The 13,597-nt window shown below is 62.2% G+C and carries 8 protein-coding genes and 2 pseudogenes; 7 read left to right on the forward strand and 3 right to left on the reverse strand.

The features are described from left to right. Positions 1 to 230: 230 nt before the first annotated feature. The 4 genes and pseudogenes from ACX2DJ_RS10670 to ACX2DJ_RS10685 form a co-directional block, all read left to right on the forward strand. A pseudogene (locus ACX2DJ_RS10670) lies at positions 231 to 542 on the forward strand (IS6 family transposase); the annotation flags it as partial. Positions 543 to 761: 219 nt separating this feature from the next. Beyond that, positions 762 to 2,564, forward strand: coding sequence for a sulfotransferase family protein (locus tag ACX2DJ_RS10675; protein ID WP_462572600.1), 1,803 nt, complete (start codon positions 762 to 764; stop codon positions 2,562 to 2,564). A gap of 148 nt (positions 2,565 to 2,712) precedes the next feature. Next, complete coding sequence (locus ACX2DJ_RS10680) at positions 2,713 to 5,103, forward strand: TonB-dependent receptor (protein ID WP_462572601.1); 2,391 nt, start codon at positions 2,713 to 2,715, stop codon at positions 5,101 to 5,103. Between the two features lie 4 nt (positions 5,104 to 5,107). Then, positions 5,108 to 6,409, forward strand: a complete 1,302-nt coding sequence (locus ACX2DJ_RS10685; RefSeq protein WP_462572602.1) for an APC family permease — start codon at positions 5,108 to 5,110, stop codon at positions 6,407 to 6,409. Positions 6,410 to 6,418: 9 nt separating this feature from the next. Here ACX2DJ_RS10685 and ACX2DJ_RS10690 read toward each other — a convergent pair whose 3' ends face one another. Beyond that, positions 6,419 to 7,021 (reverse strand): TetR family transcriptional regulator C-terminal domain-containing protein, encoded by a 603-nt coding sequence (locus ACX2DJ_RS10690; RefSeq protein WP_462572603.1) that lies wholly within the window; start codon positions 7,019 to 7,021, stop codon positions 6,419 to 6,421. A 33-nt stretch (positions 7,022 to 7,054) separates the two neighbouring features. On the opposite strand from ACX2DJ_RS10690, the gene ACX2DJ_RS10695 reads away from it, so the two are divergent. From ACX2DJ_RS10695 to ACX2DJ_RS10705, 3 genes and pseudogenes are all read left to right on the forward strand, one after another. Continuing rightward, positions 7,055 to 8,221, forward strand: a complete 1,167-nt coding sequence (locus ACX2DJ_RS10695) for an aromatic ring-hydroxylating oxygenase subunit alpha (RefSeq protein WP_462572604.1) — start codon at positions 7,055 to 7,057, stop codon at positions 8,219 to 8,221. After that, entirely contained in the window at positions 8,218 to 9,828 is a 1,611-nt protein-coding gene (locus ACX2DJ_RS10700) for a phytoene desaturase family protein (protein ID WP_462572605.1), read from the forward strand. Before ACX2DJ_RS10695 ends, ACX2DJ_RS10700 begins: the two co-directional genes overlap by 4 nt. A gap of 93 nt (positions 9,829 to 9,921) precedes the next feature. After that, positions 9,922 to 10,209 (forward strand): annotated as a pseudogene (locus ACX2DJ_RS10705) (IS6 family transposase); the annotation flags it as partial. Between the two features lie 208 nt (positions 10,210 to 10,417). Here ACX2DJ_RS10705 and ACX2DJ_RS10710 read toward each other — a convergent pair. Further along, positions 10,418 to 11,740, reverse strand: a complete 1,323-nt coding sequence (locus ACX2DJ_RS10710) for a sigma-54-dependent transcriptional regulator (RefSeq protein ID WP_462572606.1) — start codon at positions 11,738 to 11,740, stop codon at positions 10,418 to 10,420. Then, positions 11,737 to 13,407 (reverse strand): sensor histidine kinase, encoded by a 1,671-nt coding sequence (locus ACX2DJ_RS10715; protein WP_462572608.1) that lies wholly within the window; start codon positions 13,405 to 13,407, stop codon positions 11,737 to 11,739. The genes ACX2DJ_RS10710 and ACX2DJ_RS10715 overlap by 4 nt, the downstream gene beginning before the upstream one ends. Positions 13,408 to 13,597: the final 190 nt, after the last annotated feature.

Here is a 13,597-nt window from a genome sequence, read left to right on the forward strand (position 1 = left end):
GCCGCGCAAACAGGCCGGACAGATGACCGCACCCTGACAGGTCCAACCATCAAATCAATTTAACCCTTGCGCAGGGGCCATCCACAGATGACAGCACCGCCACCTGGTCTAAGTATCTGATATACTTAGATAATTAGGCTCGAATACGGCGCAGTTCCGCGCCATTTTTTGGTTCTGTCAAAGCTAATGCACTAATTGGCGAGAAGCACGGGGCAGGGTAGGGCGCTCTAATGCCCAGACCACGCAAACCAGCCAGTCCATTCCGCTATTTCAACTCCTCGCCCGAGTTCATTCGGCTCGCGGTGCTGCTGTATGTGCGGTTTCCGCTGTCGCTGCGGAACGTCGAGGATCTGCTCTTCGAGCATGGGATCGACATTTGCCACGAGACGGTTCGGTTCTGGTGGAACCGGTTTGGCCCGATGGTCGCGGCCGATATTCGCAGACAGCGGGTAAGTCGAATGAAGGGTTACACCCAATAGCGCTGGCATCTGGATGAGGTCCTTGTGAAGGTCATCGGCGAGCGGCACTACCTGTGGCGGGCATCGTCAAGTTAACGGCCGCGGGGTGCGGCAATGCGGCGTCGTTCCAATTCATCCATTGGCCGCGGGTGCGGCATTCCACTCCTCGATTGCGCGGTTCCTCAAGGTCCGCATTATACGGGCGAACCTGCCGCCCCGATCGACCGTTATCTGGCACGCGGGCTGATCTGATATTTGCCAAGGGAATTTGACTGCACCGGCGGCCATGATAGGCAGCCGGTCATGGACGTCGAAACTTCATCCGCACACGGCCATGCGGAGCATGGGCAGCCAGTACCGATTGCCCGGCTGATCGAGAGCGATCCAGCCGCTGCGCTGGAACGTCTGCGCGGCGCGGTGGCGCGCGAACCGCGCAATGCCCCCGCCTGGCGCCTGATGGGGCGGGCTTTACGCAAACTGGCGCGCGAGGAGGAAGCGGGCGAGGCCGAAATGGCTGCGATCCGCGCCACCGCTTATGATGCGCAAATGGTCGCCATCGCCGCCGCCATGCTTGAGGGCGAGCTCAGTCAGGCCGAGGCCTTGCTGCGCGAGCGGCTCAGCGCCCAGCCCACCGATGCGGCGGCGATCCGGTTGATGGCCGAACTGGCCGCCCGGATCGGCCGCCTGCCCGATGCCGAAGCGCTGCTGCGCCGCGCGATCGAACTGGCCCCCGCGTTCACCGCCGCGCGCGCCAATCTGGCGACGGTGCTTTACAAGCAAAGCCGTTATGAAGAGGCCGCGCGCGTGCTCGACGAAGTCTTGGCGGTCGATCCCGCCAATCCGGGCAACCGCAATCTGCTGGCCGCAACGCTGGGCCGGATCGGCGATTATAACGAGGCGTTGGCGCTCTATGCCGAGCTGGTCGAAACCTTCCCCGATCATGCCAAGCTGTGGATGAGCTATGGCCATATGCTCAAGACCGTCGGGCGGCAGGAAGAAGGCGTGATGGCCTATCGCCGCGCGCTGGCGGTGCAGGCCGATCTGGGCGAGGTCTGGTGGAGCCTCGCTAATCTCAAGACCGTGCACTTCACGGGCGAGGACGTGGCGGCGATGGAAGCGGCGCTGGAGGGCGAGCCTTCGCACCATGACCGGCTGCACCTGCACTTTGCGCTGGGCAAGGCATACGGCGACTTGAAGCAAGCCGAACCGAGCTTCCGCCACTTTGCCGCGGGCAACGCGCTGCGCAGCGAAGAGCTCGAATACGATCCTGATGCGATCACGCGGCAGGTTGACCAGATGATCGCGCGGTTCACCCCGCAATTTCTAGATGGGCACCGCGGGGTCGGTGATCCCTCGCCCGATCCGGTCTTCATCCTGGGCCTGCCGCGCGCCGGATCGACGCTGCTCGAACAGATCCTCTCCAGCCATTCGCAGGTCGAAGGGACGATGGAGCTGCCCGATGTTCCTGCGATCGCGATGCGCGAGGCGCGCAAAGCCGGCGGCGACATGCGCGACTGGCCCGATGCCGTGGCCGACATGCCGCGCGAACGGTTCGCCGAACTGGGGGCGGAATTTCTCGAGCGCACGCGCGTGCAGCGCAAGTCCGGCAAGCCCTTCTACATCGACAAGCTGCCCAACAACTGGAGCTATGCCGGGTTCATCCACCTGATCCTGCCCAATGCCAAGATCATCGACGCGCGGCGCCACCCGCTCGATTGCTGCTTTTCCAATTTCCGCCAGCATTTCGCCAAGGGCCAGGGGTTTTCCTATTCGCTCGACCATATCGGGCGCTATTACCGCGATTATGTGCGGGCAATGGACCATTATGGCGCGGTCCTGCCGGGGCGCATCCACCGCGTGATTCACGAGCGACTGCTCGACGATCCCGAAGCCGAAGTGCGTGCGCTGCTCACCTATCTCGGCCTTGATTTCGAGGATAGCTGCATGGATTTTCACACCAATGCGCGGGCGGTGCGCACCGCTTCGTCCGAGCAGGTGCGCCGGCCGATCAACCGCGACGGTGTGGGGCAATGGCAGCCCTACGATCAATGGCTCGGCCCGCTGCGCGAGGCATTGGGCGATCTGGTCGAGACCTACGCGCGCTAGGGCTGCACCGGCTCAGGCCATTGTGGCAAATATGCAATAATTTATCCGCATCGCGCGATTTGCGTGGTCAACGCGCAGCAACTCACTTGGCAAATGCCGCCAGTTGTGGCGGATAAGCCGCTGGGGACAGTTCAAAGGGGATGTTTCAGTGAGAATTCCTGAAAATGGCGGGGTACGCGCCTTGACCGCAACACTGATGGCGGGCTGCTCGCTCGCCGTCGTCACGCCTGCCATGGCGCAGGGAGAAGACGCGGACGACAGCAATGTCATCATCGTCACTGCGCAGAAGCGCTCGCAGGACCTGCAGGACGTCCCGGTGGCGATCACCGCGCTCGGCACCGAAACGCTCGACCAGTTGCAGGTGAGTCAGTTGCAGGACGTGGTGAAGTATCTGCCGTCGGTGACCATCCAGAAGACCAAGGAAGGTGTCACGCAGGTCTACTTCCGCGGTGTTTCATCGGGCGAAAATGCCAACCACTCCACCTCTCAGCCGACCGTAGGCATATACCTCGATGAAATGCCGATCACGACCATTCAGGGCGCGCTCGATATTCACGCCTATGACCTTGCCCGGGTCGAAGCATTGGCTGGCCCGCAGGGAACACTTTATGGCGCCAGCTCGATGGCCGGCACGGTCAAGATGGTCACCAATCAACCCGACTATTCGAGCAGCTATGGCGCAGCCGATTTCGAGCTAAACAACATCGCCCACGGCGAATTCGGCGGCATCGCCGAAGGGTTCTACAACGCCAAATTGTCTGACAGCGCGGCGCTGCGCCTGGTCGGCTGGTATCGCCAGGAAGGCGGTTATATCGACAATATCCCGGGCAGCCGAACCTTCCCGACTTCTGGCATCGTTCAGGACAATGCCGAATTGGTCGAAGAGGATTACAACGACGTCGAAACTTATGGCGCTCGCCTTGCGCTGGGGATCGAGCTCAACGAGAGCTGGACCGTTCGCCCGACGATAATTGCTCAGGAGCAGAAGGCCGACGGCAGTGGCCAGCAGGAACGCTCGAGCGCGGTCACCGGCAAGCTGCAGACCGTTCAATACAATCCGGAACGCCGCGATGACAAATGGCTGCAGGCGGCGCTGACAATCGAGGGCAAGATCGGCAGCTGGGACCTGGTGGCAACGGGGGGCAGACTGTGGCGCAAGACCGACGTTGAATTCGACTATTCGGACTACGCCTATTTCTATGACGCGCTCTATGGCTATGGCGCCTATTTCTATGACAATAACTACGATCTGATCAGCCCGAACCAGTTCATTCAGGGCAGCGATCGGTATCGCCGTAATTTCGCCGAAGTGCGCATTTCCAGCCCGCAGGATGCTCCGGTGCGCTTCATCGGCGGCGTGTTTGCACAGCGCCAGCGCCACGGTATCGAGCAGAACTACATCATCGAGAATCTGACCGATCTGTTCACCGTCACCGGCACTGACAGCAATATCTGGCTGACCAAGCAGAACCGCACCGACCGCGACTATGCCGCCTTCGGTGAATTGAGCTTCGATGTCACCGAAAAGCTGACACTGACGGGCGGGGGACGGCTCTATCGTTACCGCAACTCGCTGGTCGGGTTCTTTGGTTACAACGCCAATTTCTCCAGCCGAACGGGCGAAGCCGCCTGTTTTGGTCCGGCCGTGGTCGAAGGATCGCCCTGCACCAACCTCGACAAGACGACAGCGGATACCGACGCGATCTTCAAGGCCAATGCGACCTACAAGATCAATCCCGACATGATGGTCTATGTCACCTGGTCGCAGGGCTTCCGCCCCGGCGGCATCAACCGCCGCGGCACATTGCCGCCGTACGAATCCGACACGCTCGACAATTACGAATTTGGCTGGAAGACGCGATTTGGCGACGTGACCTTCAACGGCGCGATCTATCAGGAAGACTGGACCGATATCCAGCTGTCGTTCCTGGGCGAAAACGGGCTTTCCGAAGTCCGCAATGCCGGGATTGCCCGCATCCGCGGGATCGAATCCGACCTGACTTATCGTTCGGGCGGGCTCACCCTCACGCTCGCCGGCAGCTATAACGATGCGACAATCCGGCGCGATTTCTGCCTCATTGCCAACCCCGATTTCGATTGCACGTTCGATCCGGGCGACGGGCGCACAAATGCCCTGCTCGCGCCCACTGGATCGCGGCTTCCGATCACCGCCAAGTTCAAGGGCAATGCCATTGCCCGCTATGAATTCCCCGTGGGCGATTGGGAGGGGCATTTCCAAGGCGCAGTTTCGCACATTGGCAGCCGGCGCAGCGACCTGCGGACCTTCGAGAATGACCTCAAGGGCACGTTCGGAGCTTTTACCACGGCAGATCTGAGTTTTGGCGTCAAGAAGGACAATCTGCGGTTCGAACTGTTCGCAACCAACCTGTTCGACAGCAACGGCATTCTCGACAGTACGGTCCAGTGCCTCGAAACAACTTGCGGCGACCCTTTTGGGGCGAGCAGCACCGGCGGGGTGTTCTACGATTACCCGATCAGGCCGAGAACTGTGGGCATCAAGGCCGGATTCGACTTCTGAGTTCGTGACGCAAAGGTCCAACCAAACAGAAAGGCCGGGCCGCAAGCTCGGCCTTTTTGCTGCCATCGCCCTGATCATGGGCAATATGATCGGTTCGGGCGTGTTCCTGCTGCCTGCCAGCCTCGCTCCCTACGGGTGGAACGCGGTGCTCGGCTGGATCATCACCATTGCCGGCACACTGGTGCTTGCCTGGGTGTTCGCCGCGCTGACCCGCGCCCTTCCCGCGGCGCGCGATCCCACAGGTTTCGTGACCGAGGCTTTCGGCGAGTTGCCGGCATTTCTGGTTGCCTGGCTTTATCTTGTGTCGATCTGGAGTGCTGTGGCCTCTATCTCTATGGCGGGGGTAAGCTATCTTTCGTCCCTGCTGCCAGCGATCGGCGCAACCGCCTTCCTGCCTGCGCTCTGCGCGATGGTCTTGGTCTGGACCATGACGTTGGTTAACTTGCGGGGCGTGCGCACGGCGGGCAATTTCCAGATGCTCACCCTGGCGCTCAAGCTTCTGCCGCTGCTGGGCGTGATCGTGCTGGCGGCGCTGGTGCTGGGCGATGGAAGCGGCGAGATCCGGCCTTTCGAGTCAAGCGAGATCAACCCGGGCCAGCTGGGCGGCGCGGCGGCGCTGACCCTGTTCGCGCTGCTCGGCTTTGAATGCGCCAGCGTAGCGGCCGGGCAGGTCGAGAACCCCACGGTCAACGTCCCGCGGGCGACGCTGTGGGGCACGGCGCTGACCGGGCTCATCTATCTGCTGGTCTGCTCGGCCGTGGCGCTGATGCTGCCCGAAGCGGTTGCCTCCGCTTCGCCCGCGCCTCTCGCGACATTTGTCGAAACTTATTGGAACAGCGGCACCGGGCAGGTGGTGAGCGTCTTTGCGATCATCAGCTGCGTCGGTGCGGTTAATGGCTGGGTACTGATGCAGGGCGAATTGCCGCGCAGCATGGCTGAACGCGGCATCCTGCCGGCATGGTTTGCGGCCACCGATGCGCGCGGCGCGCCAGTGCGCGCATTGCTGCTGTCGAGCGCGGTGGCGACGTTCTTTCTTGTCTTCACCGCCAGCCGTTCGATGCAGGGGATCTATGAATTCCTGCTGCTGCTTTCGACCAGCGCGACGCTGTGGCTCTACCTGCTCTGCGCGCTGGCGGCATGGCGCATGCGGGTTGTCCGGGCGTTCGCGCTGATTGGGGCCGCCTATGCGCTGTGGACGCTGTGGGGCGCGGGGCTGGAGGCGACCGGATGGAGCCTGGTGCTCGCCGGTGCCGGGGTGCCGCTCTATCTGTGGACCCGCCGCAGCCGGGTGCCAGCTGCCGGATAGATCACAGGTTCAGCCGGTTACGGTGTCGAGCCAGCGTTCCGCCAGCGCTTCCGCCTCTTCAGGCGTAAACGGCGCATCCCCCAGCGACAGTTCGAGCCACAGCCCGTCGATCAGCGCGGTCAGCGCAATCGCGGGCAAGCGCGCATCGTCCAGACCCGGCCTGTGCTCGGCGATCAGCGCTTCGAGCCCGCTGCGAAAGTCGCGGTAAACCTCGGCCCGCACCCGCGCGACCCGCGGGTCGCTGCGCGACAGGCTCCATAAGGCGATATAGGAAGCGAGCAGCTGCGGATCGGCGATCGGCGGGCGGAAGCTGGCGGTGATATAGGCGAGCAGACGTGCGCGCGGATCGGGCCCGGCGTTCACCACCGCCGCTGCCAGCGCCGCTTCTATATTGCGCCCGGTCATCCGATAGGTTTCGGCGATCGCCTCTGAAACACCTGAAAAGTAATGACGCAGCAGGCCGGGCGACACGCCGGCTTCGGCGCATATCGCCCGCACCGACACGCCCGCCGCGCCCTTCGATGCCAGCACGCGCGCGGTCGCCTCGATCAGGCTTTGCCGCCGTTCATCGGGATCGGCGCGCGTAAATGCGGGTTGATGGCTCGTCTGCATCTTGTTATACGTTCGTATAGCAAGGAAGAGCCAATGGCAACACAGGTCAGGGAAACACCGCAGCAGGACGCGCTTGCGGGCTGGAGCCTGCCGGCATGGACCTATCGCGATCAGGAGTTCTTCGCATTGGAACTTGATCGGGTTTTCCGGCCGAGCTGGCAGGTTGTCTGCCACGAGAGTGACGTGCCCGCAGCTGGCGATTGGCACACGCTCGATTACTGCGGTGAAAGCGTGATCGTGGTGCGTGGCAACGATACCCAGCTTCGCGCTTTCACCAATGTCTGCCGCCATCGCGGATCGCGGATTGTCGACGGATCGCAAGGCTGCGCGAAGAAGCTGGTCTGCCCCTATCACGCCTGGACCTACGAGCTTGACGGGCGGCTCTCCGGCGTACCCGACAGCGCCAGCTACCCCACGCTCGATCGCGGTAATGCAGGCCTCGCGCCGGTCGAGATCGAGGTCTGGCGCGGCTTTGTGTTCGTGCGACTCGAAAACGATGGCGGGCCTTCGGTGGCCGAAATGATGGCGCCTTACGAAGCCATGGTCGCGCCCTATCGCTTCGGCGAACTCAAGGCGTTGGGCCGCGTCACGCTGCGCCCGCGCGAGGTCAACTGGAAAAACGTCGGCGACAATTATTCTGACGGGCTGCACATTCCTGTCGCGCACCCCGGCCTCACGCGGCTGTTCGGCAAGAGTTATGGCATCGAGGCGCAGCGCCATGTCGACCGGATGTGGGGAGACATGATCGACCGCGACAGCGCCAACTGGTCCGAACGCATGTATCAGCGCCTGCTGCCCCCGACGGAGCATCTGCCGCCTGAACGGCAGCGCCATTGGCTCTATTTCAAGCTGTGGCCCAACGTCGCCTTCGATATCTACCCGGATCAGGTCGATTTCATGCAGTGGCTGCCCGTCAGCCCCACGACCAGCCTGATCCGCGAGATTTCCTACGTCCTCCCGGATGACCGCCGGGAAATGCGCGCGGCGCGTTATCTCAACTGGCGGATCAACCGCCAGGTCAATGCCGAGGACACAGCGCTGATCAACCGTGTGCAGCAGGGTATGGAATCGCGCAGCTTCAGCATGGGTCCGCTGAGCGAAAAGGAAGTCTGCCTGCGCCATTTCTGTAGCCGCATCCGCGAATTGATCCCCGAGGCGCGGCTCGAGCAACAACCAGCCCACGGATGGAGCCGCGCATGAGCAGCCAATACGATGCCGTAATCATCGGCGGCGGCCACAACGGCCTCGTCTGCGCCTTCTATCTGGCGCGCGCTGGCCTCAAGGTGCGCATTCTCGAACGCCGCGATGTGGTGGGCGGCGCGGCGGTGACCGAGGAGTTTCACCCGGGCTTTCGCAATTCGGTGGCGAGCTACACGGTCAGCCTGCTCCAGCCCAGGGTGATCGCCGACATGAAGCTGGCCGATCACGGTTACCGCGTGATCGAACGGCCGATCTCCAATTTCCTGCCGCAGGAGGATGGCGGCTATCTCAAGCTGGGCGGCGGTCTCGAACGCACGCAGGAGGAATTCCGCAAGTTCTCGGCGCACGATGCCGCAGTGCTCCCCCAATATTACGACGCGCTGGAAGGCGTGGCCGAAGTGCTGCGCAGCCTCGCGCTCAAATCGCCGCCCAACGTGGGTGAAGGGCTGCGCACGCTCATGGCCGGGGCTTCGCAGGGCTGGGGCCTTTCGCGCCTCGGGCTTGAAGCCAAGCGCGACGTGCTCGACCTGTTCACCAAATCGGCGCGCAGCTTCCTTGACAGCTGGTTCGAGAGCGAGGCGGTCAAGGCCGCATTCGGCTTCGATGCGGTGGTGGGCAACTATGCCTCACCCGATACGCCGGGCAGCGCCTATGTGCTGCTGCACCACGTCTTTGGCGAGGTGAACGGCAAGAAGGGCGCATGGGGTCACTGCGTGGGCGGCATGGGCACGATCACGCAGATCATGGCCAGGGTGTGCCATGATGCAGGCGTCGAAATCAGCCTTGATGCGCCGGTGGCAGAGGTCTTGATCGATGGCGACAAGGCGGTCGGCGTCAGGCTCGAAAGCGGCGAGGAGATTGCTGCGAAGCGCGTGATCGCCAATGTCGGGCCCAAGCTGCTCTACGGCAAAATGGTGCCCGAAAGCGCGCAGCCGGAGGATTTCCGCCGCCGCATGCGGGGCTTCAAGGCAGGCGGAGGGACTTTCCGCATGAATGTCGCGCTTTCCGAACTGCCGCGCTTCACCTGCCTGCCCGAACCTGGCGAGCATCACCGTTCGGGCATCATTCTCGCCCCCACGCTCGATTACATGGACCGCGCCTTCCTCGATGCGAAGCAGTTCGGCTGGTCGAAGGCGCCGATCGTCGAGATGCTGATTCCCTCGACGGTCGATGACAGCCTCGCCCCGCCGGGCCAGCATGTCGCCAGCCTGTTCTGTCAGCAGTTCGCGCCCGAGCTTCCTGATGGCCGGTGCTGGGACGCGGAAGAAGACGCCGCGGCAGACACGATCATCGACACTGTCGAGCGCCATGCGCCCGGTTTTCGCGCCTCGATCCTGGGGCGGCAGGTGCTCAGTCCCAAGGGACTTTTCGACAAGTTCGGGCTGGTCGGCGGTGACATCATGCACGGTCACATGAGCCTCGACCAGCTGTGGTCGGCGCGCCCGGTGCTGGGCCACGGCGCCTATCGCGGGCCGGTGAAGGGGCTCTACATGTGCGGGGCGGGCACGCATCCGGGCGGCGGCGTGACCGGCGCACCGGGGCACAATTGCGCCGCCGAAGTGCTGGCCGATCGCGGGCGCTGGGGCCGATTCCAGACCGGGGGCTGAAAGGCACACAAAACCGGCTTACGGCGCCATAACGCGCATAGCCACTGTCAGAGCAAAGTAGCTGATCGGCCAGGGCGCTGCTAATCTTTCGGAATGATCTCTTCCAAAAGCCCGTTCCGATATTTCAACTCGTCACCCGAAGTCATCCGCATGGTCGTGATGCTTTACGTGCGGTATCCGCTGTCGCTTCGATACGTCGAAGACCTGCTGTTCGAACGGGGCATCGACATTTGCCACGAGACGGTTCGGTTCTGGTGGAACCGGTTTGGCCCGATGGTCGCGGCCGACATCAGGCGGCAGCGGATCAGCCGAATGCGAGGGTTCCGTCACTGGCGCTGGCACCTCGATGAGGTGTTCGTCAGGGTCATCGGCGAGCGGCATTAACTGTGGCGGGCAAATGGCATTGCCACAGTGACATTCACTTGCCAGCAATGCGAACCATCACTTCGTCCCGCCGTTTGCAGCCGACATTAGGGGCAGTTACGCCAGGTGGTGAGCGGTTAACGTCAGGCTGACGGCACCCTGGCAGGGAAACTCGCCTTGCTCATTCTGTCGCGCACTGAGCAAAGCGTCCAGCGGCCCGCCGCAGCTATTGTCTGTAATCCCGCGGCTTAAGGTCATAGCGCGCCAGTTTGTCGTAGAGTGTTTTGCGCGGGATCTGCAACATTGCCTGTAGAGGCGCGACATTGCCACCGCATCGGCGCAGCGCATCGTCAAGCAGCGAGCGCTCGAAATCGGCCACAATCTGCTGCAATGGGCGTGGGCCCGAGAGCGGGAGAGGCCGCGGTTCGAGCGAAGACAGGCCAAGCACGAAGGCCCGCGCATAACCGCTCAACTCGCGCAGGTTTCCGGGCCAGTCGTGCGTCTGGATGTGGCGCCATTCTTCTTCGCTGATCCCGCCTGCTTCATTCTCGAGTTCGCGCTCATGCACCCGGACGAAATGGCGGAATAACTCGGCAATGTCCGAACGTCGTTCTGCGAGCGTTGGCAGGGTAATGCGCACCGCTGCAAGGCGCTGTTCAAGCTGGAGGAGTTGCGGCGGTGACAGATCCTGGGCATCCGGATTTCTCGCGAGCAGAATCCGGACGTCGAGCTTGCGGGCCCGATCAGCCCCGATGGGGATCACCGAGCGTTTGTCGATCATCGCCAAAAGCCGGGAATGGGTCTGGTCCGAAACGAAGCGCAGCTCATCGAGAAACAGGGTCCCGCCGTTTGCCCGTTCCAAGAGACCGGTCCGTGAAAGACCTGCCGATGGCTCACGGCCGAACAGCAGAAGGTCGGCATCCTCATGTGCGAGTATGCCCGCGTCGATCGTGACGAATGGCCTGCCCCTGCGCGGGCTTGAATCGTGGATCAGGCGCGCGGTGAAACTCTTGCCAGTGCCAGCTGCCCCTTCAATGAGGACATCGATTTCGGAGCGAGCCACCGCTTCGATCACGGATCTCAGCTTTTGCGCTGCCTCGGACGAGCCAAGAACCGAGGCATCGGATCGTTCGCCGAGTTCGCTGCGCAAGCGTCGGTTCTCAAGCACCAGGGCCCTCTTTTCGGCAGCGGACCTGACTGAACGGACAAGTTCGACCGAGGAATAGGGCTTGGTCAGGAAGTCAGAGGCTCCGTCCTTCATCGCCTCGACCGCCATTTCCACGTCGCCATGCGCAGTCGTGAGAATAACGGGCAATTCGGGGTCCACCTCGCGCAGGCGCGAGAAGAATTCGAGACCGTCCATCCTGGGCATGCGTATATCACTCACCACAACCCCGGGAAATTCGTTCGTGAGGGACTTCAGCGCAGTTTCGGCATCGCTGTAGGCCCGCACTTGTACTCCCTCCAGGCTCAGCGCCTGCACCGTTGCTTCGAGCAGTGATTGGTCATCCTCGACAAGCACGACATCGAGATGGGGCAACTCGGTCATGCCCGTGGAATCACCATGGTGAAGCGTGCGCCGGCCTTGCTGCTCTCGGCCCTGAGGTCACCGCCAAGGCTGCGCATGATGTCTTGCGAGATGACGAGCCCCAGGCCGAGGCCTTCTTCCTTCGTCGTCGCAAAAGGCTGGAACAGGTTTGCCCGCACCTCGTCACTTATGCCGTGCCCCTCATCTGTGACTGCAAGAAGGCAGTAATCCCCCTCAGACGCCAGTTCGATCGCGATCCTGCTGCCGGCTGGGGAGGCATCCAGCGCGTTCTGAAGTAGGTTTACCAATACTTGCTCCAACCGGACATGCTCTGCTTGAACCAGGGTTTGCGCCATCTGGGGATCCGGCCGTGACACCGTCGCACCATGGCGTTCGATCCTGTCGCGCAACAGCAGAAGCGCCCCGTCGATCACCTGTGCGAGTGGCATCTCCCGTGGCTCTCGCGCCCCGCGTCGGCTAAAACGCAGCAACTCTTCGGTGATCTGCCCGATTCTGGCCGTCAGCCCCACGATCTTCACGAAATTATCGGCGGCGGCGGTGTTTTGGCCCTTTTCAAGCAGACGCGCCCCATTCTCGGCAAAGACCCGCATCGCGGCAACCGGTTGCCTGATCTCATGCCCAATTCCGGCTGTAACCTGGCCCAGCGTGGCCAGGCGGTTGGCTTGCAAAAGCTGATCGCGCAGTGTTGCGGTCCGTTCCGCCAAAAGCGATTCCGCCTGCGCTTCGCGGCGGCCATGCCACCACAACAGCAAACCCAGGGCTCCAGCCGCCAATATCAATCCCAGCAGGACCAGCAAGCGTCCGTTGGCAATCGCAGCGGCAAGGCTGGGCGCCGGATCGACCATCAGGTGCAACTCCCATCCTTCCGGCGAGATCGGCTGGCTCATCTCGATCAGGGAAGTCGGCGAGCGTCCGCGCCGTATCGCCGCAGGCAGCATTGGTTCGAGCGATGATTTGCCGAAGCGCAATTCATCCTGCGCCGGATCACGGACCCCCATGGCTGCCGGACGCGTAGTGCGAAAGCGCCATTCCGGGTTGCTGGTGATCAATACAACCCCATCGGCGTCGGTAACGAATACACCCTCTTCCACTCCACGCCAGCTTTGCTCGGTCACATCGAATTCAACCTTCACCGCGACCACTCCAAGCGTCGACGCTCCCGACTGAACACGCTGCGCGATGTAGAGACCGGGACGGCGGCTTACTGTGCCCAAGGCAAATTCACTCGCGGAACCATGCGCGATCGCTTCGGAAAAATAATTCCGGAATCCATAGTTCGAACCGACGAAACTTGATGGCAGGCTCCAGTTGCTTGCTGCCAGCGTGAGTCCTTTCGCGTCCATAAGATAGATCGCAGATGCACCGGTCTGGTCGGCAAGATCGGAAAGTCGGCGATTTAGGACGGCCCGCTGGCGCCGGTCGCCTGCGAGCAGCGCTCGCACCTCGGGGTCGACCGCGAGGACGCGAGGCACCAGGCTGAACTTTTCCAATTTGCTATCCAGGCCCGCCGCAAGGATCGCCAAATTTCTTTCCGCAGCCGATTTGGTTTCGGCCAGCGCCGAGGTGCGCATCGTTTGGTCGACGGCCAACATGGCAAGCAGGGCTATGAGGATCATCGCCACACCGGCAATGCCCCGCAAATACCAGCTACCGAATCTCTGGCCCAAAACCGCCTCCTTGCCTCAAGCGCTTGTGCGAAATATCGCACCGAAGTCAAAGGTAATGTGCGGAATATCGCACAAAATAACTCGGACCACGTTTCAATACATTGATTTTGAATATGAAAATATATCCGGCGCCCGGACTTGTCGTATTCGCAAACCTGACTAGCCTTTCCCTGGGCAGAGCCAAACTTGG

Source organism: Altererythrobacter chaiwopuensis (genome assembly GCF_054957755.1).